Source organism: Halomonas sp. ISL-56 (assembly GCF_018612805.1).
Classification (GTDB): Bacteria; Pseudomonadota; Gammaproteobacteria; order Pseudomonadales; family Halomonadaceae; genus Vreelandella.
On record NZ_JAGGRO010000018.1, the window covers coordinates 16,127 to 39,182 of the forward strand.

19 protein-coding genes are annotated in these 23,056 nt (G+C 53.9%); 4 read left to right on the forward strand and 15 right to left on the reverse strand.

From position 1 onward, the window contains the following. Positions 1 to 8 precede the first annotated feature (8 nt). Positions 9 to 2,531 carry a nitrite reductase large subunit NirB gene (gene nirB, locus J7J49_RS15580; protein ID WP_215093930.1) on the forward strand — a complete coding sequence of 841 codons (2,523 nt, stop codon included), beginning with the start codon at positions 9 to 11 and terminating at the stop codon, positions 2,529 to 2,531. Positions 2,532 to 2,562: 31 nt separating this feature from the next. Then, on the forward strand, positions 2,563 to 2,979 hold the full coding sequence (gene nirD / locus J7J49_RS15585; RefSeq protein ID WP_215093861.1) for a nitrite reductase small subunit NirD: 417 nt from the start codon (positions 2,563 to 2,565) through the stop codon (positions 2,977 to 2,979). A gap of 232 nt (positions 2,980 to 3,211) precedes the next feature. On the opposite strand, the gene J7J49_RS15590 is transcribed toward nirD, so the two are convergent. The 9 genes from J7J49_RS15590 to J7J49_RS15625 all read right to left on the reverse strand — a co-directional run bounded on the left by J7J49_RS15590 (position 3,212) and on the right by J7J49_RS15625 (position 13,686). Beyond that, positions 3,212 to 3,862: a hypothetical protein gene (locus J7J49_RS15590; protein ID WP_215093863.1), complete on the reverse strand. Its 651-nt coding sequence runs from the start codon at positions 3,860 to 3,862 to the stop codon at positions 3,212 to 3,214. 131 nt (positions 3,863 to 3,993) lie between these two features. Next, complete coding sequence (locus J7J49_RS15595) at positions 3,994 to 4,467, reverse strand: hypothetical protein (RefSeq protein ID WP_251048346.1); 474 nt, start codon at positions 4,465 to 4,467, stop codon at positions 3,994 to 3,996. Continuing rightward, positions 4,451 to 4,714 carry a hypothetical protein gene (locus J7J49_RS22560; protein ID WP_251048347.1) on the reverse strand — a complete coding sequence of 88 codons (264 nt, stop codon included), beginning with the start codon at positions 4,712 to 4,714 and terminating at the stop codon, positions 4,451 to 4,453. The genes J7J49_RS15595 and J7J49_RS22560 overlap by 17 nt, the downstream gene beginning before the upstream one ends. Positions 4,715 to 4,845: 131 nt before the next feature. Then, the gene (locus J7J49_RS15600) at positions 4,846 to 5,568 is read right to left on the reverse strand and encodes a hypothetical protein (protein WP_215093865.1); all 723 of its coding nucleotides are present in this window, start codon (positions 5,566 to 5,568) and stop codon (positions 4,846 to 4,848) included. A gap of 131 nt (positions 5,569 to 5,699) precedes the next feature. Continuing rightward, positions 5,700 to 6,419, reverse strand: coding sequence for a hypothetical protein (locus J7J49_RS15605; RefSeq protein ID WP_215093867.1), 720 nt, complete (start codon positions 6,417 to 6,419; stop codon positions 5,700 to 5,702). Between the two features lie 77 nt (positions 6,420 to 6,496). Beyond that, a complete protein-coding gene (locus J7J49_RS15610; RefSeq protein ID WP_215093869.1) occupies positions 6,497 to 7,228 on the reverse strand; it encodes a hypothetical protein in 732 nt (243 codons plus the stop codon). 10 nt (positions 7,229 to 7,238) lie between these two features. Beyond that, on the reverse strand, positions 7,239 to 10,604 hold the full coding sequence (locus J7J49_RS15615; protein ID WP_215093871.1) for a T6SS effector BTH_I2691 family protein: 3,366 nt from the start codon (positions 10,602 to 10,604) through the stop codon (positions 7,239 to 7,241). A gap of 232 nt (positions 10,605 to 10,836) precedes the next feature. Further along, entirely contained in the window at positions 10,837 to 11,562 is a 726-nt protein-coding gene (locus J7J49_RS15620; RefSeq protein WP_251048348.1) for a DUF4123 domain-containing protein, read from the reverse strand. Beyond that, the gene (locus J7J49_RS15625; protein WP_215093872.1) at positions 11,563 to 13,686 is read right to left on the reverse strand and encodes a type VI secretion system Vgr family protein; all 2,124 of its coding nucleotides are present in this window, start codon (positions 13,684 to 13,686) and stop codon (positions 11,563 to 11,565) included. A 267-nt stretch (positions 13,687 to 13,953) separates the two neighbouring features. Here J7J49_RS15625 and J7J49_RS15630 point away from each other — a divergent pair, with 267 nt between their 5' ends. After that, on the forward strand, positions 13,954 to 14,883 hold the full coding sequence (locus tag J7J49_RS15630) for a cation diffusion facilitator family transporter (RefSeq protein ID WP_215093874.1): 930 nt from the start codon (positions 13,954 to 13,956) through the stop codon (positions 14,881 to 14,883). A gap of 27 nt (positions 14,884 to 14,910) precedes the next feature. Here the strand turns inward: J7J49_RS15630 and J7J49_RS15635 are convergent, their stop codons facing one another. Further along, a complete protein-coding gene (locus J7J49_RS15635; protein ID WP_215093877.1) occupies positions 14,911 to 16,071 on the reverse strand; it encodes an MFS transporter in 1,161 nt (386 codons plus the stop codon). A gap of 136 nt (positions 16,072 to 16,207) precedes the next feature. Here J7J49_RS15635 and J7J49_RS15640 point away from each other — a divergent pair, with 136 nt between their 5' ends. Further along, positions 16,208 to 17,596 (forward strand): aminotransferase-like domain-containing protein, encoded by a 1,389-nt coding sequence (locus tag J7J49_RS15640; RefSeq protein WP_215093879.1) that lies wholly within the window; start codon positions 16,208 to 16,210, stop codon positions 17,594 to 17,596. Between the two features lie 53 nt (positions 17,597 to 17,649). Here the strand turns inward: J7J49_RS15640 and J7J49_RS15645 are convergent, their stop codons facing one another. The 5 genes from J7J49_RS15645 to J7J49_RS15665 all read right to left on the reverse strand — a co-directional run bounded on the left by J7J49_RS15645 (position 17,650) and on the right by J7J49_RS15665 (position 23,029). Beyond that, on the reverse strand, positions 17,650 to 18,597 hold the full coding sequence (locus J7J49_RS15645) for an AEC family transporter (protein WP_215093881.1): 948 nt from the start codon (positions 18,595 to 18,597) through the stop codon (positions 17,650 to 17,652). A gap of 30 nt (positions 18,598 to 18,627) precedes the next feature. Then, complete coding sequence (locus J7J49_RS15650; RefSeq protein WP_215093883.1) at positions 18,628 to 19,644, reverse strand: Ldh family oxidoreductase; 1,017 nt, start codon at positions 19,642 to 19,644, stop codon at positions 18,628 to 18,630. 116 nt (positions 19,645 to 19,760) lie between these two features. Then, positions 19,761 to 21,335 (reverse strand): aldehyde dehydrogenase (NADP(+)), encoded by a 1,575-nt coding sequence (locus J7J49_RS15655; protein WP_215093885.1) that lies wholly within the window; start codon positions 21,333 to 21,335, stop codon positions 19,761 to 19,763. A gap of 72 nt (positions 21,336 to 21,407) precedes the next feature. Further along, positions 21,408 to 22,163 (reverse strand): FadR/GntR family transcriptional regulator, encoded by a 756-nt coding sequence (locus J7J49_RS15660; protein ID WP_251048349.1) that lies wholly within the window; start codon positions 22,161 to 22,163, stop codon positions 21,408 to 21,410. Positions 22,164 to 22,228: 65 nt separating this feature from the next. Then, positions 22,229 to 23,029 (reverse strand): NAD-dependent epimerase/dehydratase family protein, encoded by an 801-nt coding sequence (locus tag J7J49_RS15665; RefSeq protein WP_215093887.1) that lies wholly within the window; start codon positions 23,027 to 23,029, stop codon positions 22,229 to 22,231. Between the last annotated feature and the right edge of the window lie 27 nt (positions 23,030 to 23,056).

A 23,056-nucleotide genomic window follows, 5' to 3' on the forward strand; every position in this document is an offset into this window, starting at 1 on the left:
CCCAAACGATGGCTTCACAACAGCAGCTTATTATTATTGGTAACGGCATGGTCGGCCACCACTTGGTCGAGCAGCTGATCGATAACGGCGGCCTTGAGCGTTATCAAGTCACCGTGTTTGGCGAAGAGCGCCACCGCGCCTATGACCGGGTGCACTTATCCGAATACTTCAGCGGCCGCGATGCAGACTCGTTAGCGCTTTGCGAGGCAGATTACTACGCCGTTAGCGGTGTGGAACTGCGCACCGGCGAAGCCGTGATTGAAATCGACCGCGACCAGCAAGAAGTGGTCACCGACCAAGGCCGTTACCCCTATGACCGCGTAGTGCTGGCCACCGGCTCTTTCCCCTTTGTGCCGCCGATTCCCGGCAACGACCGCGATGGCTGCCTGGTATACCGCACCCTGGACGACCTAGACGATATCCGTGCTGCCGCCGAAAACGCTACCACCGGCGTGGTGGTAGGCGGCGGTTTGCTCGGTTTGGAAGCGGCTAACGCCCTGCGCGGTTTGAATCTGGATACGGCGGTGGTGGAATTCGCCTCACGCCTGATGCCTATGCAGGTGGATAGCGAAGGCGGCGAGCTACTGCGCGAAAAAATCGAAGAACTGGGCGTACAAGTCCTCCTGGAACGGGCCACCCAGCGTATTGAAGATGGCGAAGCCAGCCGTCACCGCATGGTCTTCCAAGACGACAAGGTACTGGAAACCGACCTGATCGTGTTCTCCGCGGGCATCCGCCCCCGCGACCAGTTAGCCCGCGACTGCGGCCTGGAGATTGGCGAACGCGGCGGCGTGGTGGTAGATAACCACTGCCTGACCAGCGACCCGGCCATTCTCGCCATTGGCGAGGTGGCACTGTGGAACCAGAGTATTTTTGGCTTGGTGGCCCCCGGTTACCAAATGGCCAAAGCGGCGTTTTCGACGCTGACCGATGGTGACACCCAGTTTGGCGGTGCCGACATGAGCACCAAGCTCAAGCTGCTGGGCGTGGATGTGGGCTCGATTGGTGATGCCCATGGCAACCAGAACCCCGGCGCGCGGATGTTCCGCTACCTGGATCCCATCAAGCAGGAGTACCGCAAGCTGGTAGTCTCCAGCGACGGTAAAAAGCTGCTCGGCGCCATGCTGGTGGGCGACAACGGCGTTTACGACACCCTGCTGCAGTACTACTCCAACCGTATTGAGCTACCCGATGAGCCCGCCTCGCTGATACTGCCGCAAAGCAGCGGCGCAGCGCCCACGCTCGGCCCTGGTGCGCTACCGGAAACCGCCACCATCTGCTCCTGCCATAACGTCTCCAAGGGCGATATTTGCGCCTCTATTGATGCGGGTGCAATAGATCTAGGCGGGGTGAAAGGCGATACCAAAGCCAGTACCGGCTGCGGTGGCTGTACGGCGCTACTCAAAAGCGTTGTCGACCATGAGCTGGAAGCCCGGGGTGTCGAAGTCGACAAATCGATTTGCGAGCACTTCGCCCATACCCGCCAGGAGCTTTACGACATTGTGCGCGTGGAAGGCATCAAAACCTTCAGCGAGTTGATCGCCAAACACGGTAACCAGGACACCCATTGCCTGGGCTGCGATATCTGCAAACCCGCCGTGGCGTCCATTCTGGCCTCCTGCTTCAACGAGCCGATCACCGACGCGGCGCATATTCCCTTGCAGGACACCAACGACACCTTTATGGCCAACATGCAGAAGAACGGCACCTACTCGGTAGTGCCCCGCGTGGCCGGTGGCGAGATCACCCCAGACAAGCTGATCGTACTCGGCGAAGTAGCCAAAAAATACAACCTCTACTCCAAAGTCACCGGCGGCCAGCGCATCGACCTGTTCGGCGCCCGCCTGGAAGACCTGCCGGATATCTGGGGCGAGTTGATTGCTGCAGGTTTCGAGACTGGCCACGCCTACGGTAAATCCCTGCGCACGGTGAAGTCCTGCGTGGGTAGCACCTGGTGCCGCTACGGCGTGCAGGACAGCGTCGGAATGGCGATCTGGTTAGAGAATCGCTACAAGGGCCTACGCTCACCGCACAAGATCAAGTTCGGCGTTTCCGGCTGCACCCGGGAGTGCGCCGAGGCCCAGAGCAAAGATATCGGCATTATCGCCACCGAAAACGGCTGGAACCTCTACGTTTGCGGTAACGGCGGCATGCGCCCACGCCACGCCGAACTGTTCGCTACCGATCTCGACGACGAGCAGCTCTACCGCACCATTGACCGCTTCCTGATGTTTTACGTGCGTACCGCCGACCGGCTACAGCGCACCTCGGTATGGCGCGAAAACTTCGACGGCGGCCTGGAGTACCTCAAAGAAGTGATTTTGGAAGATAGCTTAGGCATTAACGACGAGCTGGATCGCCAGATGCAAAGCGTGGTGGATACCTACCAGTGCGAATGGGCCGACGCGATCAACGACCCGGAGAAGCTCAAGCGCTTCCGCAGCTTCGTCAACGACGACCGCCCGGATCCGTCAATCATTATGACCTCCGAGCGGGGACAGCTGCGCCCAGCCCAGTCCACTTCTCACTGACGCTTTCGAATAGCTAAAAAAGAGGCACCCAATGACCGCAACTGCATTGAAAAACGAGATGGATACCTTCGGGTCTAAAAACGCTATGGCATGGCAACAAGTATGTACCAAAGCTGACTTGGTGGCATTTTCTGGCGTCGCTGCCTGGCTCGAAACCGCCGAAGGCCCAGCACAAGTGGCGATCTTTTATCTCCCAAGCCCACATTCTAAAGGACTGAGCGGTGAGCTTTTCGCCCTTGACCACTTTGACCCTTTCTCCAACGCCAACGTGATCGCGCGTGGCATCATCGGCGACCTAAAAGGCGCCGCAGTGGTCGCCTCGCCCATCTACAAACAGCACTTCCGCCTTGAAGATGGGCAGTGTTTGGAAGATGAGAACGTCAAACTGCGCACCTGGAAGATCGAGTTTAAAGATGACGAGGTGTGGGTAGAGGGGAAGCCACATTGATTAGCTTTGTTAAATCGACAACGCCGATATTAGGGCAGCGTTGTCGCTAGCAGGCAGAAACTCTCAAACGTTCATCCAAAAAGGTAATCAGCGCCTGATTAAACTCATCAGTGGGCACTGATACCATCTGAATCGCCATGGAGAACTAGCGTGGGCATATCGATCTTGGGCAAGTCTTTGCGGAAATCGGTCACTAAACGCCTTAATACAGTCGTAGGTCGCTTGGGGTGACTCAAAGGCGGCAATATCGGCAGAAAATAAAGTGGGTGCGTGGCCTATAGTAGGAGTTTTTGCTAAAAGGCTTCCATTGGTAGGTCAGCGCAATAATGCTGCGTTTGCGCCATACCTTGATATGCTCGGTTTTCTCCCACGTCCACTCTTCATGTCGACTAGTACTCTGCTTCGCCTGTTGCGACCCCATTATCCACGCCATTAGGCCCATTCCCAATGGCCCTATACTCGCAATCACCAGCGAAGGATCCATTAAAATCAGCACACCCACGATGGGCAACAAAATAATCGCAGACCACTTCAGGAAAGAAGCAGCCGCAGCCTCTTGCGGTTTCCATGAATACTCCTCAGCCACTGTTTCGGTAAACCGGTAGACAAGGATAGTGGTGTCATGGGTTACGCTCATGGAGATCAGCATAAAAAACAGAAATGCCCCACCTCCCACTAGAAAGGAAAAAAATAACGTCTCTGCCAGGAGAGACACGGCATAGGCTGCACCTATATTAATTAATGCCAATACAAACAAAATTGTATTAGTCACAAAGGTATTATAATTCCGCGCTCGAACTTGCCAAGCCATAACCGCTGAATCATCGGCATGCTTCCAGGGTATTTCAGGAATATAGTCCTGCTTGGGTTGAATAAACCACATACCTGTATCCTTACTCTTTGGAAACCATGGAAACCGAAAATGCAAAATGGATGGGCGCGATGACTCACTGATATTCTCAAAATCAGCCCCAGAAAGTTACGAGTATCGGTACTGCCATGCACAAGGCATATTTATAAAAGAAACTTCTCTTCTACAATTTCAACATTTGGAAGCCTGACTTTAAAGAAATTTAAAACCTCTTCACGTTCACCTTTTCGACAATAAACTTCTCTAATGCCGTCCGGCTCTACTTCATGAGCATCTGGATGATACCAAGGTATATTAAGCCCAATAATGTCTCTTCCTGGATAAAGATAAATTTTATCGGTATCACGCCAATCAAGAGGGTGATGTCGACTATTACTCTGCTTCGCCTGTTGCGACCCCATCATCCCTGCCATCAACCCCATTCCTAATGGCCCGATACCCGCAATCACCAGCGAAGGATCCATTAAGATCAGCACGCCCACGATGGGCAGCAAAATAATCGCAGACCATTTCAGGAAAGAAGCAGCGGCAGCCGCTTGTGGCTTCCATGAATATTCCTCAGCCAACGTTTCGGTAAAGCGGTAAACAATAATGGTGGTATTATGGGTTACGCTCATGAAAATCAACATGGCCAACAGGAACGCCCCCCCCTCCCAGTAAAAATGAGCCTAACAATGATTGTGCGAATAAGGACATTACATACCCCCCTCCCAAGGCAATGAGTGACATTGGAATTAAAGCAAGGTTATCCGGAGTGGTGTTGTAATTACGCGCTCTAATTTGCCAAGCCATGACCGCTGGCTCATCGGCATGCTTCCAAGGTATTTCGGGAATATAGTCCTGCTTGGGTTGAATAAACCACATACCTTTATCCTTAGTCTTCTGGGGTTATGGGAACCATGAGTGCAAAACAGGTGGGCGCGCTGTCTCACGGCTCTCCTTAAAATTACCCTCTGGGCGATACGTGTATAAATATTTTCATGCACAAAGCGTATTCATAAAAAAAACTTTTCTTCCACAACCTCTACATTCGGCAGCCTGATTGTAAAGAAATTTAAAATTTCTTCTCGCTCACCTTTCTTGCAATAAATTTGTCTAACACCTTTAGGCATCGTCTTCTTTAATTCAGGGCTGTACCAAGGTATATTCAAGCCAATAATATCTCTTCCTGGATAAAGGTAGATTTTATTGGTTTTTTGCCAGGAAAGTGGATGGTGTTCATCTTCACTTTTTTTACCCCCCATCATTCCCGCCATTAGGCCCATTCCCAATGGCCCGATACCAGCTATCACGAGCGAAGGATCCATTAAAATCAGCACACCCACGATGGGCAACAAAATAATCGCAGACCATTTCAGGAAAGAAGCCGCCGCAACCTCTTGTGGTTTCCATGAAAACTCCTCAGCCAACGTTTCGGTAAAACGGTAGACGAGGATGGTGGAGTGATGGGTTATGCTCATTGAAAGCAATATGAGTATCAGGAACATCCCCCCCCCAACTACCAAGGAAACAGGAAGGGATCCCTCAGCAAGGGACGCAATATGGAAACCGAAATAGCCACCACCAAGACTAATGAGGGCCATTACGATTAATGAAAAATTAGATCCTGAAGTATCATAATTACGCGCTCTAATTTGCCATGCCATGACCGCTGGTTCATCGCCATGCTTCCAGGGTATTTCAGGAATATAGTCCTGCTTGGGTTGCATAAACCACATACCTGTATCCTTACTCTTTGGAAACCATGGAAACCGAAAATGCAAAATGGATGGGCGCGATGACTCACTGATCTTCTCAAAATCAGCCCCAGAAAGTTACGAGTATCGGTACTGCCATGCACAAGGCATATTTATAAAAGAAACTTCTCTTCTACAATTTCAACACTTGGAAGCCTGGTTTTAAAGAAATTTAAAACCTCTTCACGTTCACCTTTTCGACAATAAACTTCTCTAATGCCGTCCGGCTCTACTTCATGAGCATCTGGATGATACCAAGGTATATTAAGCCCAATAATATCTCTTTCTGGATAAAGATAAATTTTATCGGTATCCTGCCAATCAAGCGGGTGATGTCGACTATTACTCTGCTTCGCCTGTTGCGACCCCATTATCCCTGCCATCAGCCCCATCCCCAATGGCCCGATACCCGCAATCACCAGCGAAGGATCCATTAAAATCAGCACACCCACGATGGGCAGCAAAATAATCGCAGACCACTTCAGGAAAGAAGCAGCGGCAGCCGCTTGTGGCTTCCATGAATATTCCTCAGCCAACGTTTCGGTAAAGCGGTAAACAATAATGGTGGTATTATGGGTTATACTCATGGCAATTATAAGAAAAAAAACATACATCCCCCCTCCTAACAAAAAAGAGAAGAACAATGTTTCTGTCAAAAGTGAAGATACATAAGCCGCGCCTAAAAACAGGAACGCAAGTATAAAAAATCCAATATTTGCCACATGAGTATTATAATTTCGCGCTCGAACTTGCCAAGCCATGATCGCTGGCTTATCGCCATGCTTCCATGGTATTTCGGCAATATAATCCTGCTTGGGTTGAATAAACCACATACCTGTATCCTTACTCTTCTGGGGTTATGGGAATCGCAAGTGAAAAAAAGCGCGCTGACACCCCATCTCGAATCTCCCTATAAGGCATAGTTACTAAACACCTTAAGCTCTCGCTCGTGATACGGAACTTTTGGCAATGCCTTTCTCAGGTATTGGATATTTTCGTCAAAATTATGCGGCTGACAATAAATGGTGCTATAAAAAAAAGTCTCTATTCCATCTTCGTGAATGTCAGTAAAACGTAAACCAATTAAATTCCGCTTACGCCAAGCTACAATTTCCTCGGCTTCCGTCCATTTCACCTCTTTATGTTGACTTTTATTCTGCTTCGCCTGTTGCGTCCCCATCATCCATGCCATTAGGCCCATTCCCAATGGCCCGATACCAGCTATCACAAGCGAAGGATCCATTAAAATCAGCACACCCACGATGGGCAGCAAAATAATCGCAGACCATTTCAGGAAAGCAGCAGCGGCAGCCTCTTGTGGCTTCCATGAATACTCCTCAGCTAACGTTTCAGTAAAACGGTAGACAATAATGGTGGTCTGATGAGTCATACTCATACCAAGAAGAAGACCAAATAGAATCATCCCACCCCAAGCAAGAAGAGAGAAAACCAACGTCTCTGCCATCAGGGACATTACATACCCCACCCCAATGGCTAAGCACACTATAGGAATTAAAAAAATATTACTGATAAACGTATTATAATTACGCGCTCGAACTTGCCATACCATGACCGCTGGCTCATCGCCATGCTTCCAGGGTATTTCGGGAATATAGTCCTGCTTGGGTTGAATAAACCACATACCTGTATCCTTACTCTTCTGGGGTTATGGGTACCATGAGTGCAAAACGGGCAGGCGCACTGAGACCCTGGCTCTCCTCGCTATTGGGTTCGATCTCTTTTTTGCCTGCGGCAGCGTTGGGCTTGTAAAAGGTGAAACTTAAGTGATTTTCGCTTGAGAGCAACGTTTCGGCATAGTTTACCGTGAGGATGAAAGAGCCATTTTTGGCTTGTTCGCTGGCCGGTATCCAGGCCTGCCAGATTCGCACATCGCCAGGGTTATATTCTGCGTCGGCGGGTAACGCTGCTCCACGCTCCGCTTGTTGAGAGGGGTTTTGCGCAAAACTGTCGCCTGGTGCCCAGAAACCGCCTCCGGCGATTTCGGAGATTCTGACGGTGTCACCCGCTAGCGAAGCGGGGAAGGAGATTTGTAGCCAGTAGCCATGATACGTAGTACTCATTTTACCTGGGCTGTAATTGGACGCACTAGACATATCAAATGTCGTATGACTTACTTGGGTCAATTTAACGGAAGGGCGTAGCAGAGTTTCCATCAACGCCTGCCACTCGTTTTTTTCGCCTTCGTCGGTTTGCTCCCACTTATACTCTCCATTGCCCCAGGTGCTGGTGTATAGCCAAATGCGCACCCCTTCACGGTTATAGCGGGCAGCGAAATGTGAGGCGATTAGGTGAATAACACCCGCCGCAAACAGAATGCCGGAGACCCAGCCGCCAAGTATCCAAGCAAACCCAGCCCAAAAACCACGAACGGCACCAAGTATTTGAGCTCCAGCAGTTAAAAACATTACGCCACCCGCACTTGCTTTTGCTGCTAACGCTAAGCGCTCTTTCCCACTTGTCGCCTCTCCATAGTCACTTAGGCTATTCCACGTATCCAGCCCTGCAGAGATTGCCCCGATAGCCGACAAGCCCGCCACTCGGGTGGCTAATTTGGCCGCTAAACGCGCCGTTTGCGGCGAGTTCTGACCTGACCATTCGGTAATACCAACCTTTGCTACTTCTGTCATAGTTCGTGAAAGCATGAATTTTTGCGAAGCATACTTGTTCCAAAAGGGTGTGACCCATAGGCTCATAGTGGCCCCAGCGGCGAAACTGGCGGTCGTCGCCAAGTTCCGCGCTTCCTCTCCATCAATGCCTTCTTTGTTAGCGGTGCGTATCGCTTCCTGAAAGTTGTAAAGGTTCAGCCCCGCAATTAAAAGTGGCAAACCACCTCCCATGCGCTCAACGAACCCCGTTAGATGTCGGCGAGCCGCTCTTACGCCGCCCATGATTTTTGAACGATGTATTTCGCGCTGTTCGTAAAAGCCGACGGAGGCAAGATTATTCGCACGCGCCTGATTGCCTGGATTACTGCGATCTAGGGTATCGTCCGCACCGCTAACACGCCTGGGTTCGTCGTAGGCATGCTCATAGCGTTGTTGTTCCAGCCGCTTCATCTCATCGACATTTCTTTGCTGCTTTGCGGTACGAATGTCTCTGGTCAGCTTCCAGGACTTTTCCCGCCATTCGCGGTGCTTAGCCTCGTACTCAAGGTCAAGCACCAGCTGTGATGAAGCAACATCCGGGTGGACAAGCACGACCATAAGGGGATGCAACAGTGCTTTGGTTGCTTTTGCCACAGACACTTGGCCTCTGGCACTTAAGGAAGGTAGAAAGTGGTAGCCGATGCTTTCCCACACCTTAAGTGGGGGGCCACTTAGCATGCCGCGCAAAGTATCAAACGCCTCTTTCACATGCGGGGCGAGATTTTGGTAGATCTTTAAGTTCTGCACCTGCTCAAATTCAAGTATTCCGATAAAGCCACTGATCCGCGTTGCCACGCTTGCAGCGCCAATCCCATTATCGGCGGGCTCTCCATCTTCAGTACCTTGTTCGATGAAGTATTGTGCGATCGTCTCTAAGACTTCAGCTAAAGCGGGGTCAAAGTTACTCATCGCGAAACCTATCAATGAGTCGCTCGCTTGATAGGTGTCATATAGCCAAGCACGGCCGGTCTGCGTAGCGCCAAGGGCTTCAACCACCATGCAGCCAAATTCATGAATGCCCTGGTTCTGCTTGACATTGCAGGTATCAAAACAGAGCTCTTGAGCGGACAGCGGCAGACGTTCCAGCCAAGTAATCAGGTCGGCCAGGCTGTTTTCGATATGCGCCTGCAACCGCTCAAGCTGTGGTATTTTTTCGGTCAGAAAAGCGATGACCTCATTCAGTCTGACATCAACGCGGGGAAGCTCTTTACCGAGCCACTCTTGGTATCGTGGACTGCTGTAAGTGGGGGGATTGGGCATGCCAAGCTCGACTAGCTCTTCGCGAATCTCTTCAACATCATCCTCTCTATTGTCTATGCTCTGATCCGGTCCGCTAAGCACATTGCTCATGGCATCGAAAAGCTCGTAAGTCTTATCGGTCAGCGCTCGATAACGTTCGGGATCTTGGCGCGCTTCATCACTGATCATGTCATCAATATCGATCAGGCACAGGGATTTGACGACCTGCGCGGTCTCAAGCTTATGACCGTGTTCATCCAGAAACGCTTCTAACTCCAATTCGCGGCCAACCAGCGCCATATGTAGATCGTTAACAATTCCCAAATCGTCATCGAGCGCGACAAAGATGGCTTCATCGTGATTATCGATATTGGCGAGAACGCTGGCCTGGGTTATCTCCGGCTTGACCTCATAATGCCGATAAACGCTTGCCTCTTTACTCTCGTCTTCACGCTCCCCATTTTTATCTGCTCTGTTTTCGCTACTGTCGTCGCTTTCCGGTGCGGCCTCCCTCTCTACCGTCGAAACGGTCGTGCTGGTAAAACCATCAACCGCGCCATCGGGCGTAATGTCCGCTACGTGCTCGGCAAGCTGCGTGATAGGGGCAGCATGAGAAGAAAAGGACGCGCAGTCGCCCGTTGCGTTGATTGCCGCTATCAAACTGACGGAACGCATAATGCGTTGACGAAAATCCGCGTTCTCCAGCACGTATTCGCGAATACGTTCCGTCCATTGGACAGAGGAGTAAGCTAACGCGATAGAGGCGTAGGTGGGGTACGTTAGGTGAGGGGCTTTATTAAACGTTGCGCCCTCTATGCAGTATTCGTCAATGCGCGGCTCCTTCCCCGCCTCACTCACCCAGACATATAGCCAGCCATCGCGCAGTTGCCGAAGCGTATAATCGCGCGTTTCAATTGTGGGGTAGCCTGGCCCCTGCCACTCTTCATCAATCGGGTGTGGCGCTGGCGCGCCGACCTCAGCAGGCGCCTCGTCAATGGCGTAGCGCACAGGGAAAATATCGATATCGATAAACAGCGGACAAACCCCGCCACCAATGGGGGTTTCATCAAAGGCGGCATCGCGTGCCTGCGCCTGAACATCCGTGTTAGCCATTGGCTGCCTCGTTTATTGATAGGGGAGCTTGAGAAGGTGACCCGTGATGTTGATTGTGCTCAGCGGCGCTAGCAGCCGGTGTGCGGCTCCAGGCGTCCAGGGCATATAGTTTCTCCTGCCGGGGGAGACACGCTTGGTCAGATGAGTGCCTTGCCCACTGGGCATATAGCCCATCATCAGCCGTAATAAACGCTTTGCCCCAGTGCAAACTGAGATCTACCCAGATGGCGAGCTAACGTTCGGTACTGGCCCCCCATGCGATGGCATCGTCCAAGCATTCGTCAAGCCATCGGCCGTGATCACACTCAAGGTGTTGCCACGCATTAGGCGCATGCTGTTTAAAGTAGTCCGTTAACCGCTCTTTAAGCTGCCAGCGCGCCACGGCTTTGAGCGCTGCATACTGCTGATGCCCCATTGGCGGAAAATCGGGAGCTTGTGCCGCAGTAGTTGATTCAGGATGGTGGCTGGCTTGAAAGGCTTGCCATTTCAGAGCGCGCTGACCTGCCCAGTTAGGCGTCCAATCGGCGACCCACCATGTGTCGATGGGGCCCATGAGGGTAGCCGGTAACTCGTCGCCATCGCGTCTTAAATAGCTGCTTAACCAGTGGCGTGTCACCAGGGGGTCGGCGAAGCGCAATAACTGTTCTTGCCCTGCCTCGCCGTTGAAGGTAATGAACCGGCGGAGATGCTTGCTTAGCGCTTGGGTGCTTGCTTGGCTACTGAACAGTGAAAGCGAGCGATAAAGCGGCGTGTGGTCATTTTGGCAGGCTTGATTGATCAAGCCAGCTCCCTTAAGCGTGACCAGCATGGGCCCATGCTCGGCCACCGCGCTCCACCGAGTTGACAAGTAAAGTGGCTCAACTTCCTCAACACTATCGTGTCGATATAAGCGCTTCCATGCATTGGGATAGCAGACACCGTCTACCAGCGCATGGGTCGCGGATGACATAGGCTGCATTTAGCGTTCCCCCTGATTCGGCTCTTCACAAATGTCGCAGTAGGCAGGCGCTCTGAGCAGGGCTTTAAGCTGTGCGGCCTGATTGATCGGAGGGCTCAACAACGGCGAGTGCCCTATCGCCTCTGCCCGGTCATGATCTTTACCTTCTAGCACGGGCGGCAGTTTGGGCAGCTCGACCGCTTGCCCGGTGCCGCTGCCGGGGCTGCCACCGGCGTTGATCTTGACTTGGGGGCCGACGATGGTGATGCCGCTGGCGTTAATCTTGATAAAGCTGCCACCGGCTTTTAAAGTGATTTCGCCATCGGCTTCAAGTACCGCTTTTTGCCCCGACTTGATATGCAGTTCCTGGCCACTTTCGCTTAGCCAAGCTTGCCCGGCGCGCATATGCATAGTGCCTTCCACGCTGAGATGCTGGGCGCCTTCGGTGTGTTCAAAGCGATGGCGGTGTACCGTGTGGTGCTCGTCGTTATCGATCTCGCTGATGCGGTCGTTGTGTACCTTGAGATGGCTGTCGCGTTTGATCTCTTCCGTGCGGTCGTTAAGGGTGAGTAGTTCCAGGTCTTTCTGGGCATGCAGCCAAATCTGCTCTTCACCGGTGGCGTCCTCAAAGCGCAGTTCGTTAAAGCCGACGGACTTATGGCTCTGGGTGCGGATTACCGTGCGGGTTTTGTGTTCCGGTAGCGGGTACGGCGGGGTATTGACCGCGTGGTAGGTACGGCCGGTGATTATCGGCTGATCAGGGTCACCTTCCAAAAATGAAACGACCGTTTCATTTCCGATCCTGGGGATCGCCATGCTGCCGTAGCCGCCGCCCGCCCAGTCCTGGGCTACCCGTACCCAACAGCTGGCCGTCTCGTTGGGTTCGGCGTAGCGATCCCAGGGAAACTGCACCTTGACCCGGCCGTGTTCGTCGCAGTAGATCTCTTCGCCTTCCGGCCCGACCACAAAGGCCACCTGGGGGCCGTCCACTCGCGGCTTGGGAGTGGGCTCTGGGCGGAAGGTCTGATCCTTGGGCATGATGACCAGCTCGTTATAGTAGCGGGTCATCTGCTCGCCTGACGCATCCGACGGTGCCCCACGACTCAGAGCCCCATTGCCACCCCGGGCCATACCGTCCTCTTCCAATGCCTGGGGCTGCTCGCCGTGGTGCACTACAGCCACCACCTGCCACGCCTGGTTAAGGCTATCGATATCGTGGTCGGTCAGGGTAAAGCAGACGCCCGGGGCGAGTTCGGGAAGATCGCTTTCCGCCTCGGCAGTGGTGGCGTCGGCGCGCAGGGATTCTAACCGGTGGCGGGTAAACGGCTTGCCGGACGCGTCCTTCTTATAGCGGCCGGGGTAATCGAAGTGTTCGTAATCTTCGCGCTGGGCGTGTTCGCCCAGCTCCGATGCTTGATGCTCGTGGATCTGGGCGTAGGCAGGGTTCTTAAACGTGTAGTCTTTGAGCATCGCCGAGGCGGGGCGCACCCGGCTGACCTGGCGGAATTTACGTATATGACGTCGGGGCGGGGTGCCCCCGGCACGGCCGTGGTAGGTGCGCTCGCCCACACTGGGCAGTACCACCGTGGCGTCGGCAAACACCAACTGATGCTTACCGCCTTCGACGTTCTCGAACTCGTGGAAATAGAAACAGCCCTCTTCGGCAGCCACGCGCTCAATAAAGGCCAAATCGGTCTCCCGGTACTGCACCAAATACTCCCGATCCAATGGCGTGCGGGTAGTGGCAAAACCGATGTCGGTGAGGCTGCGTTCGCTGGCTAATGTGGTGATCGCATCATAGGGCGAGGTGTCCTGAAAGATGCGCGAGTTGTGGCGCAGCGATAGCCGCCACAGGGCCGGGCGAATCTCGACCCGATAAAAGCTGCGCCGATGTCCCCTGTCAGCGCGGTGCAGCTCTGAAATAACACCATGCACGCGGCGCAGCGGCTCGCCATCCTGCCAAATGGTGAGCGTTGCGTCCTGATCCAAACAGTCGCTGGGCGACAGGGTGTGGGTACGGCTGGCAAAGTCAACGGAGAGGGTAAACGGCTCCGACAGGGCCTCGCGATGGGTAAAACGCACCACGGCAGTATCATCGGCACCAGGTAGGGTCAGGGTAAATTGCAGGCCTGTCTTGTCCGCCATCGCTCCGCTCCTTGGATCGTTATCTGCTAATGAGAACGAATCAGGATATCGGCACAGGGCGAGAAAGCAAGCCTAAGAGGGCAAGTGACAGGGATCTCTTACACGGCTGTAAGATATGGCTTACACGCGTAAGAGATCTCTTACAAAAGAGCATTGGAAATTCATCAAACTGACAACAAAAACTCGCAAAGACGCTGACATTGAGACCAACGAAGTTGCTATGCTTACCGACTATTTTGATCATGTGTGCATTGGAGCAGAGCGTCTGTGAAGTCAGAATCGAGCACCTTAGCCTTCTCCGCCTTTATGGCGCTGCTGATTGGTTGCGCTGGCATCGTCGCCACGCTGGCATCTAACTCCCAAGCGATCCTGCTGGATGGGCTGTTTAATCTGATCTACTTCAGCGTCGCGCTGGTGACGATCAAGGTGAGCAAATTAGCCAGCCGCCCCGATAGCGAATCCTACCCCTTCGGCTATAGCTACTTTGAGTCGCTGGTCAATCTGTGCAAAGGCCTTCTAATCTTAGGCGTGTCTATTTTTGCCTTGGTGGATGCCATTGCGGCACTGCTCACCGGTGGTCGTGAGATCGCGGCGGGCTTGGCGGTGCTGTATGCCCTTTTCGCCACCGCGGCCTGTTCGCTAACCGCCTGGGTGATGCACCGCAGCCAACGCCATGTGAGCAGCCCATTGGTGGCGGCAGACAAGCTCAACTGGTTAGTCAACAGCGTTATCTCAGCTGCTGTGCTAGCCGCCTTCTGCCTAGTGATGCTGTTTGAGCGCTTGGGCTGGCAGACGATTCTGCCCTACGTGGATTCGGTGTTGGTGATTGCGGTGGTGGTGCTGTGTTTGGGCGTGCCGGTGCGTATGGCCTCCCAAGCGTTAAAGGAACTGCTCAATAAAACCCCGGAAGAGGCTATCGCGGCCCCTGTTCGCCAGGCCGTGGCAAACGCTCTGGCGGACACCGACACCCAAGAAGTACGCGTGCGTATGGTGCGCCCCGGGCGCCTGCTGTATGTGATTGTGCATGTGGTGCTGCCCGAGGCATCCGACGTTTCGGTCGCCAGCCAGGATTTGCTGCGGGTAAAAATCGATGACGAGGTGCGCCGCTACTACTCCCCTGTGGTGTGTGATGTAGTATTTACTGCCAATACCCGCTGGGCGGCGCCCTCCTGCGGGCTATTGGTTGAGAAGCACTGATCATGACAGCTTGAAACCCGTGTTTTCCTAACGCGCCTTGCGCAACAGAACGAGCGTGGCGAGTGCGCCGCCCAGTAGCGCGAGGCCAAATAACGCTAACGCCACCGTATGCCCCACGGCATCAATCAGTACCCCGGTGGTAATCACCGGGATACTAAAGCCCAGATAGGCCATCAAAAAGTAGCCCGCGCTGGCTTGTTGGCTCGTCGACGCGTCCGCTATCGCCAACACACCGCTTAATCCCCCCAGGTAGATAAACCCATAGCAGGCGCTGCTGGCAGCCACCGTGCCCAGCAGCACTGCTGCGAGATTTCCTTGAACGGCGCCCCAGGCGATCAGTGCATAGGCAATCGGCAGAATCACCAGCCCCAGCTGGGTCGCGGTAGCTGGCTCAAGCTTTCTCGCCCAAGGCTGAAAAAGCACCCCGCAGCTGCAAATAGCGAAGGTAGCGAAGCCGCTCCAGGCGGATAAACCGTGTTGGTTTAATGCCGAAGGTAGAATCGCAATGACCAGCCCCACCGTGGCCCAGGCGAGTAAAATCGCCAGTCCATAAGAGAGCGCCCCCTTGGGATAACGGGGTAGGCGTAGCATTGGGCTTTTAACAGCACTCGGTGCGCGATCCTTAAGCGTGGTGACCACCACTAGCGCCAGCGCAGCGATAGCGAGATAAAGCCACAGGCTGGGAGGCGATACGCTGGGAGTATGGAAAACAAACAGGCTAGTGACCGCCGCCCCCAGGCCAAACCCCAGCGCGGTACTGGCGGTGACATAGCTGGTCGCTATACGGTTATCCTGGCCAACCAACAGCATGTGCATGTAAGCGGGCGCCACCGCGGAGGTTAACCCGGTGCTGATACCCAGCAAAAAGCGAGCAACCCCCAGCGCCAGCAAACCGGGTGCTATCAAGGTCATTGCGGTGGCCAAGAGGCATAGCAGTAGCGCAGTAACGATTAGCGGCTTGTGCCCTATCCGGTCAGCCAGACCATTCAACCCCAGCAGCACCGGCACAATGCCCAACACATAGCAGGCGAAAGCGATGGTGGTGGCCCCGACGCCCAAGCCATCCCGCGCTGCCAGCGCATCGTAAAGCGGGGCCTGTAAGTTAACCGCCGTGGTAATGGTACATAGCGCAAAGGCCAGGCAGGCGGCACTTTTTGTATTGATCGTTGCAGTCGCAGCGCGGCTCATAGCAAAGTCCTAAATAAGCGAGTCGTTGAACCGCTAAGCTCGCACGCTTACCGGGCAGCGGTAAGGTACACTTCACCACCACTTTTCAGACACTGTTCCGCCCTTTTAGCGAACAGTTGAAACGACAAGGCATGTTATGCAGCTAGAGGTTAATCGCCACTCTGCGACTCCCATCGCGCAGCAGCTCGAAACGGCTATGCGCGCCTGGATTGCAGCCCACGGTGCCGGTGGTGGCCGCCGGTTGCCCTCTATTCGTCGCTTAGCGGCCACCCATCACATCAGCCGTAACGCGGTGATTGAAGCCTACGAGCGACTTGTGGCGTCTGGATTAGTGCGCTCACAACCGGGCTCAGGGTTTTACGTCGCGGATAACGCAGCAGCGCTGGTGTCACCACCGACCACAGCGAACGGCTTGGAAGAGGTCACCAACGGGCTGTGGGGGCTTTTTAGTGCGAATGAGCACACGCTAAAACTCGGCTGCGGCTGGCTGCCCAGTGATTGGCGCGAAGGCGACGACCTAACCCACGCCATCCGTCAGGTGGCACGTAAAAGTCGTTCGGAAATCTTCGAGTACAGTACCCCTCAAGGGCCCCAGGAGTTGCGCGGTTTGATCCAGGAACGCCTGCGCCCACTGGCGATTACCGCTGACGCCCAGCAGATCGTGATGACCGGCGGCGGCAGCCATTCGTTGGATTTGCTGGTAAGAATGCTGCTTGAGCCCGGCGACGTGGTATTTGTAGAGACGCCGGGCTATTACAACCTGTTCGGCCTGCTGCACTTACAGCGTGTTCGCGTGATTGGAGTGCCGCGATTAGCCGATGGGCCTGATATTGAGCGCCTGGAAGCGCTGTTAGCCCAGCACCGCCCTAAGCTGTTGTATATCAACAGCGTGTTTCATAATCCCACGGGCAGTACCCTCACCCCAGCGGTTGCGCACCGAGTTCTACAGTTAGCCGAACAGCACGATTTTGAGATTATTGAAGACGATATCTACGCGGACTTTCAGCACACTCCCACCACCCGACTGGCCGCACTAGATGGCTTAAACCGGGTGTTTTATCTAGGCAGCTTTTCGAAAAGCCTCTCCTCTTCACTGCGAGTCGGTTTTATCGCCGCGCCAACGACGTTGGTGCAGCGACTAGTGGATATCAAGATGTTGACCAGCATCTCAGCTTCACGCTTTGCCGAACAGGTGGTCACCGTCATGCTACAAAACGGCAGCTATCGGAAGCTTACCGAACGGCTGCGCATCAAACTGGCCAATCAAATGGCGATGGCACTAACGATGCTTAATAATGCTGGCTGGGAGGTATATACCCAACCGACAGGGGGAATGTTTGTGTGGGCAAAACCACCAGCAGTCATTACGCCTGAAAACCTGAACGAGCTGGCCAACCGCTGGGAAATTACCCTATCGCCGGGTCACTTATTCTTTGCTGATCATCAGCCGACGCCCTGGCTGCGGCTCAACGTTGCCTATATGCAGGATCCCAGGGCGAAGGCGTTTATTGAAGCAGCACAATAATTGCCCCACCCCCGCGCCAAACAAAGCATAAACAGCGACGATCAAGCGAGTCACTATGAGAGCACTCCGAAATAACGCATCAACCCAATCACCACGCTAAACGTCACAAAGGAGGCCAGCGTAGCGGCCATTAAAGCGCCTGCAGCCACGTCTGCCATGCCGTAACGCTGGCCTAACAGCGGATAGATACTCGCCATGGGGGCGGCAGCAAAAAGAATCGCTCCCGCAAGCAGCAGCGGATCTGACGTGGGCATGATTAAAAAGGCTAGCACGATGGCCAATGGATGGAGAATGAGTTTACCCACCACAATTTGGCTGACATCCATGACAACGCCGCGTACACGAAGGCCGTAGATCGCTCCCCCTATCACAAAGAGCGCCGCTGGCCCTGCCGCGTTGGCCACCATATCAATCGACTGGGTTACTGGGCCCGGTAAACTAACGCCTGATATGGCGATCACGACACCGATGAGAATGGCTATCAAGACAGGATTTCCTATCAGCCGACTAGCCGTCTGCTTAAGCGTGCGAGCAAGACCGCACCCCGACTGTCGCCCCATCTCCGCCAGTATCAACGCGGCGGGTATGATCAGCAGATTTTCAATAATCATGCTTAAGGTCATAAAGGTAACCGCCGGTGGCCCCAACACCATTGCGGCGACGGGATAGCCGGTGAAAGCGCTATTGGAGGCCGACATCCCCAGGGCAAACATCGCGCCGTTTTGCAGGGATTTTTTCTTGATAAAAACGGCTAGCCCTAAAGCCAGCGAGAAGATGATCGCCGAGCCTAATCCATAGGCCAATAAATAATCGACGTTAAATACCTCCTCAAGCGGGTTTTGCGTTAGGGCACGGATCACTAGCGCAGGTAGCGCAAAGTACATCACAAAGCTGCCAACCCCCTGCATCTGCTCGCGGCTAACGATCCTCAAGCGCATAGCCACAAAGCCCATACCGATAATTAAAAAAATCGGCGTGGTGATGGCTAATATTTCAAGCATGATTGCTTCATCCCATTATGGGTAACGCGGTTATTGGACAGTCAGTGCGTTGAGCTCGTCATACAGCGCTTTGGGGAAAGTAAGGCCATTGACTTGGCTTCGCGCTCTTGCCTCAAAGCGGCGCTGGGAGGGCAAACGCGCACCTTGATCCAGGATGCCCTCAAAAAGGACTTCAGCATGCTCGAGATGACTCGCTGCGTCCTTACCTAGAAACGCCTCAGGCGACATCGCGATAATTAGTTCGCCATGAAAAGGCTTGCCGGTTTTCTCTGCATTCGCTGCTTGGGTTTCATGGCCTAGCAAGTCGCCAATCAGCGAGCCCGCCAACAGCTCCACCATGGTGGAAAGTGCGGAGCCTTTATAACTACCAAAGGGCAGCATAGCCCCAGCTAGGGCTGCCACTGGATCCGTCGTCGAGTTCCCCTCGCTATCAATCGCCCACCCTTCGGGGATCGACTTACCTGCTCGCCGATGTAGCTCTATCTCGCCACGGGCGACCACACTGGTGGCAAAATCAAACGTATAGGGCGTATTCCCTGGGCGTGGCCAAGAGAAAGCGATGGGGTTGGTGCCAAAAAGCGGCGAAGTACCACCCGCCGGAGCCACAAAGGCGTGGCTGGGCGTCATGGCCAACGCTACCAGCCCTTCGACTGAAAGCGCTTCCACTTCGGGCCACAGGGCGGAGAAGTGAAAGCTGTTGTTAATCGCCAGCGCCGCAATTCCACTGCGTTTAGCTTTCTCAATCAAATGCGGCTTACCCATTTCAAACGACAGCAGCGAGCAGCCCTTATTGGCATTAACCTTGACGACACTGGCGGCTTGGTCAGTGATGGTCGGCTCGGCTTGGGTATCAACGCCGCCGTTCAAGGCGGTTTGGACACAGCCAATGAGCCGGTATAAACCGTGGGAGTGGCACTCATCGCGTTGGGCCGCCATGACGCTACGCGTAATCGCGTCAGCGTGGGACTGGCTAAAGCCGTTATGGGTGAGCACCTTGTGACTCAACGCTTCGGCTTGTTGTAGGGAAATAGTAATATCATCACTCATATAATCACCTAAAAAACTGTTTTTATTGATAATTTTATTAAAACTGACTTTAAAACCGCGCTAAAAAAAGCAGGCATTCAATGCCTGCTTTCGAACTTCAATATGAAAGTTATCTTTTACAGTTCGCGTTTGCCGTCAACTAACCGCGATACTTTCAGCGGGTTGCCCTCTTTAAGCGCCTCGGGCAGCAAGCCTTCAGGCAGGGACTGGTAACAAACCGGCCGTAGGAAGCGGTGAATGGCCGCCGAACCGACAGAGGTGGTGCGCGAATCAGACGTCGCCGGGAACGGCCCGCCGTGTACCATGGCATGGCAAACCTCGACACCGGTGGGCCAGCCATTGGCGAGAATACGTCCTGCTTTACGCTCAAGCGTAGGCATCAGCGCTTTAGCAGCATCCAGGTCGGCGTCGTCCATATGCAGCGTGGCGGTGAGCTGGCCTTCTAGCTGTTCAGCCACGCGTTTAACTTCCGCCGCATCTTCGCACTCAACCACCAGCGAGGTGGCCCCAAACACTTCCGCTTGCAGCGCGTTTGATGAGAGGAAATCGCTCGCTGAGGCAGCAAACAAACCCGTTTGGCACTGATAGTCACTGCCAGTTTGTCCGCGGGCAATTTCGCGTGCCCCGGCTGCGCCGCTTAGGCTGGTCACACCCTCTTGATAGGCACGGTGGATACCTGGCGACAGCATGGTTTGTGCACTGCTGGCTTCCACTGCACCACGTGCCGCCTCAATGAAGGCGTCCAATTCAGGGCCTTTTACCGCGATCACCAACCCGGGGTTGGTGCAGAACTGGCCCGCGCCCATATTGAGCGAACCGACAAAGGCTTCGCCCAACTCTTTACCACGCGCTTTTAGGGCCGCTGGTAGCAAGAAAACAGGGTTAATGCTGCTCATCTCAGCATAGACCGGGATCGGCTGGGGACGTGCCTGGGCGGTTTTCATCAGCGCCATACCACCGCTACGCGAGCCGGTGAAACCCACCGCTTGAATGCGCGGATCATCAACCAGCGCCTGACCGATTTCGTTACCAGCGCCAAACAGTAGCGAGAACACGCCCTCGGGTAAGTTACAGGCTTTCACCGCTTTTTGAATCGCCTTGCCCACAAGCTCCGAGGTACCCGGGTGCGCGGAGTGACCTTTAACCACGACCGGGCAGCCAGCAGCCAGGGCTGAAGCGGTATCACCACCTGCCACCGAGAATGCTAGCGGAAAGTTGCTGGCGCCGAATACAGCGACTGGGCCCAGGGCGATATGGCGCTGACGCAGGTCGGCGCGGGGCAGCGGCTGGCGATCCGGCATGGCCGGGTCAATGCGAACATCAAGCCACTCACCGGCACGTACAACTGAAGCGAATAAACGCAGTTGACCGCAGGTTCTACCCCGTTCGCCCTCGATACGCGCTTGAGGCAGACCAGTTTCGGCCATAGCTCGCTCAATCAGCTCACTGCCAATCGCTTCAATTTCGCTAGCGATGGTTTCAAGAAACGTAGCGCGCTCTTCGGGCGACGTTTCACGGTAGGTGGCATAGGCCGTTTCAGCCAGCTCGCAGGCTTGCTCAACGTGGGCTCGGTTGCCGCCGACATAAATAGGTTCAAGCTTTTCGCCGGTGGCGGGGTTAACTGCTTGAATGTTGGCTTGAGTGCCGGTCACTGGTTGTTGACCAATCAGCATTTCGCCTCGCAATGTCATACGTCGCTCCTTAGATGGTCAGTGATATCACTGGTCGCAACATCACTCGTCACGTTGCTACTGGCCGCGATGCTACTTTTCAAGATACTGGGAATACGTGTTATAGGCCCGGTTAAGGTGCTGAAACATCGTTTCGCGGGCAGCTTGCGCATCGCGGGAAAGAATAGCTTCGAGAATGTAGGTGTGCTCTTCCTGAACTCGCTCTAAATAGCGCTCAGAGGAGATCGGGTTGATATCAATACTTAGCAGTTTGGCGCGGGGAATCACGCTCTGACTCCACTGCTTGTAAAAAGATTGGAAAAAAGGATTTTTGGTCGCCGTGGCAATCGCAAAGTGAAACTGATAATCCTCTTCACGAGCTTGGGTTTTTCCAGCATACGCATTACTAAAGGCAAGGTGTTGCGCTTCGAGCCGCTGACGATCTTCATCGTCATGCCGTAAGGCAGCTAGTTCAGCCGCCGCGGGCTCTAAGGTTAGCCGCAGTTCAAGCAGGTGCAAGATATCTTCCACAGTCGTAGGGTTAATGCGCTCTGCAGGACGTGCCTCTACTGTGGATGAGCGCAGCACCGAGGTGCCTACGCCTCGCCGTGTCTCCACCAGCCCCAGGGATTTGAGGTGAGTAATCGCTTCACGGATAACTGTGCGGCTAACACCAAAAGAGTCACACAGGCTATTCTCAGTAGGTAGCTTCTCCCCCACCGCGACTTTTCCCTGAGTGATCAATGCTTCCAATTGGTCGGCCACGTGCACGGACAAGCTTCCCTGCTGCGTCACTTTAATTACTTGAAGCGGTTTTAGGGCAGATGCCGTTGCGCTAGGTTTGGCCATGAAAGCTATCCTTCGTTAAAGTCCAGGTTGTATTATATCGTACAACCTTGCTCTTTTAAGTGCCATCAAACGTCGTCAGGGTGACCTGATTTGGTGAATTTTCCACCTTGATAGCGCACGGCTAAATCGTTGCCATCAATATCACGATCAAGCTTCTCGGTTTCTTCCCGCCAAGGCTCGGAGCTATCTTTAGGTGCCCAGCCTAAGAAACCGGCATGGGAATTGTCCCACCACTTTTCAGCATTATCCGACGCGCCATAGATCACTGTATAACCTAAACGCGGTGTTACAAAAGCACGCTGCAATAGGCTAACGAAATCCGCCAGACTCAACCAAGTGGCCATCATGCGGGTATCGGCGGGCTTATCGAAGCAGGAGCCAATTCTAACGCTCAGGGTTTCTACCCCAAATTTGTCGTGATATAGGCTAGCGAGGTTTTCACCAAAGCATTTTGACACGCCATACAATGAGTCAGGCTTTTGCACTACCTGCGTGTCAATCAGTTGGCTACGCTCATAAAAACCGATGGTGTGGTTGGAGCTGGCAAACACGATCCGCGGTTTACCTTGTTTACGGGCCGCTTCATAAAGGTGGTAAGTCCCCATGATATTGGCCTGCAAAATCGATTCCCAAGGGCTCTCTACCGACATGCCGCCTAAATGAACAATACCGTCGCAATCACGAACCAGATCAGCAACGGCTTGCATATCACTCAGATCTGCTTGAACTAACTCTTCGCCTTCACCGGCAGTGCCTAAATCAGCAATATCGGAGAGCCTAACATGCTTGGCGAGTTTGGATAGATGAGGCCGCAGGCTTTTGCCCAGGCCACCGGCTGCGCCGGTGACTAGAATACGATTTAACATAGTAACTCCTTACTATTTCATAAAATA

Coding starts and splice junctions, on each gene's coding strand:
- J7J49_RS15620 (WP_251048348.1), bottom strand. CDS start 11,562: ATGCAGCCTATGTCATCCGCGACCCATGCGCTGGTAGACGGTGTCTGC.
- J7J49_RS15590 (WP_215093863.1), bottom strand. CDS start 3,862: ATGTGGTTTATTCAACCCAAGCAGGACTATATTCCTGAAATACCCTGG.
- J7J49_RS15660 (WP_251048349.1), bottom strand. CDS start 22,163: ATGGCCAAACCTAGCGCAACGGCATCTGCCCTAAAACCGCTTCAAGTA.
- J7J49_RS15665 (WP_215093887.1), bottom strand. CDS start 23,029: ATGTTAAATCGTATTCTAGTCACCGGCGCAGCCGGTGGCCTGGGCAAA.
- J7J49_RS22560 (WP_251048347.1), bottom strand. CDS start 4,714: ATGTGGTTTATTCAACCCAAGCAGGACTATATTCCCGAAATACCTTGG.
- J7J49_RS15650 (WP_215093883.1), bottom strand. CDS start 19,644: ATGAGTGATGATATTACTATTTCCCTACAACAAGCCGAAGCGTTGAGT.
- nirB (WP_215093930.1), top strand. CDS start 9: ATGGCTTCACAACAGCAGCTTATTATTATTGGTAACGGCATGGTCGGC.
- J7J49_RS15635 (WP_215093877.1), bottom strand. CDS start 16,071: ATGAGCCGCGCTGCGACTGCAACGATCAATACAAAAAGTGCCGCCTGC.
- J7J49_RS15645 (WP_215093881.1), bottom strand. CDS start 18,597: ATGCTTGAAATATTAGCCATCACCACGCCGATTTTTTTAATTATCGGT.
- J7J49_RS15595 (WP_251048346.1), bottom strand. CDS start 4,467: ATGAGCGTAACCCATAATACCACCATTATTGTTTACCGCTTTACCGAA.
- J7J49_RS15600 (WP_215093865.1), bottom strand. CDS start 5,568: ATGTGGTTTATGCAACCCAAGCAGGACTATATTCCTGAAATACCCTGG.
- J7J49_RS15605 (WP_215093867.1), bottom strand. CDS start 6,419: ATGTGGTTTATTCAACCCAAGCAGGATTATATTGCCGAAATACCATGG.
- J7J49_RS15655 (WP_215093885.1), bottom strand. CDS start 21,335: ATGACATTGCGAGGCGAAATGCTGATTGGTCAACAACCAGTGACCGGC.
- nirD (WP_215093861.1), top strand. CDS start 2,563: ATGACCGCAACTGCATTGAAAAACGAGATGGATACCTTCGGGTCTAAA.
- J7J49_RS15610 (WP_215093869.1), bottom strand. CDS start 7,228: ATGTGGTTTATTCAACCCAAGCAGGACTATATTCCCGAAATACCCTGG.
- J7J49_RS15640 (WP_215093879.1), top strand. CDS start 16,208: ATGCAGCTAGAGGTTAATCGCCACTCTGCGACTCCCATCGCGCAGCAG.
- J7J49_RS15615 (WP_215093871.1), bottom strand. CDS start 10,604: ATGGCTAACACGGATGTTCAGGCGCAGGCACGCGATGCCGCCTTTGAT.
- J7J49_RS15625 (WP_215093872.1), bottom strand. CDS start 13,686: ATGGCGGACAAGACAGGCCTGCAATTTACCCTGACCCTACCTGGTGCC.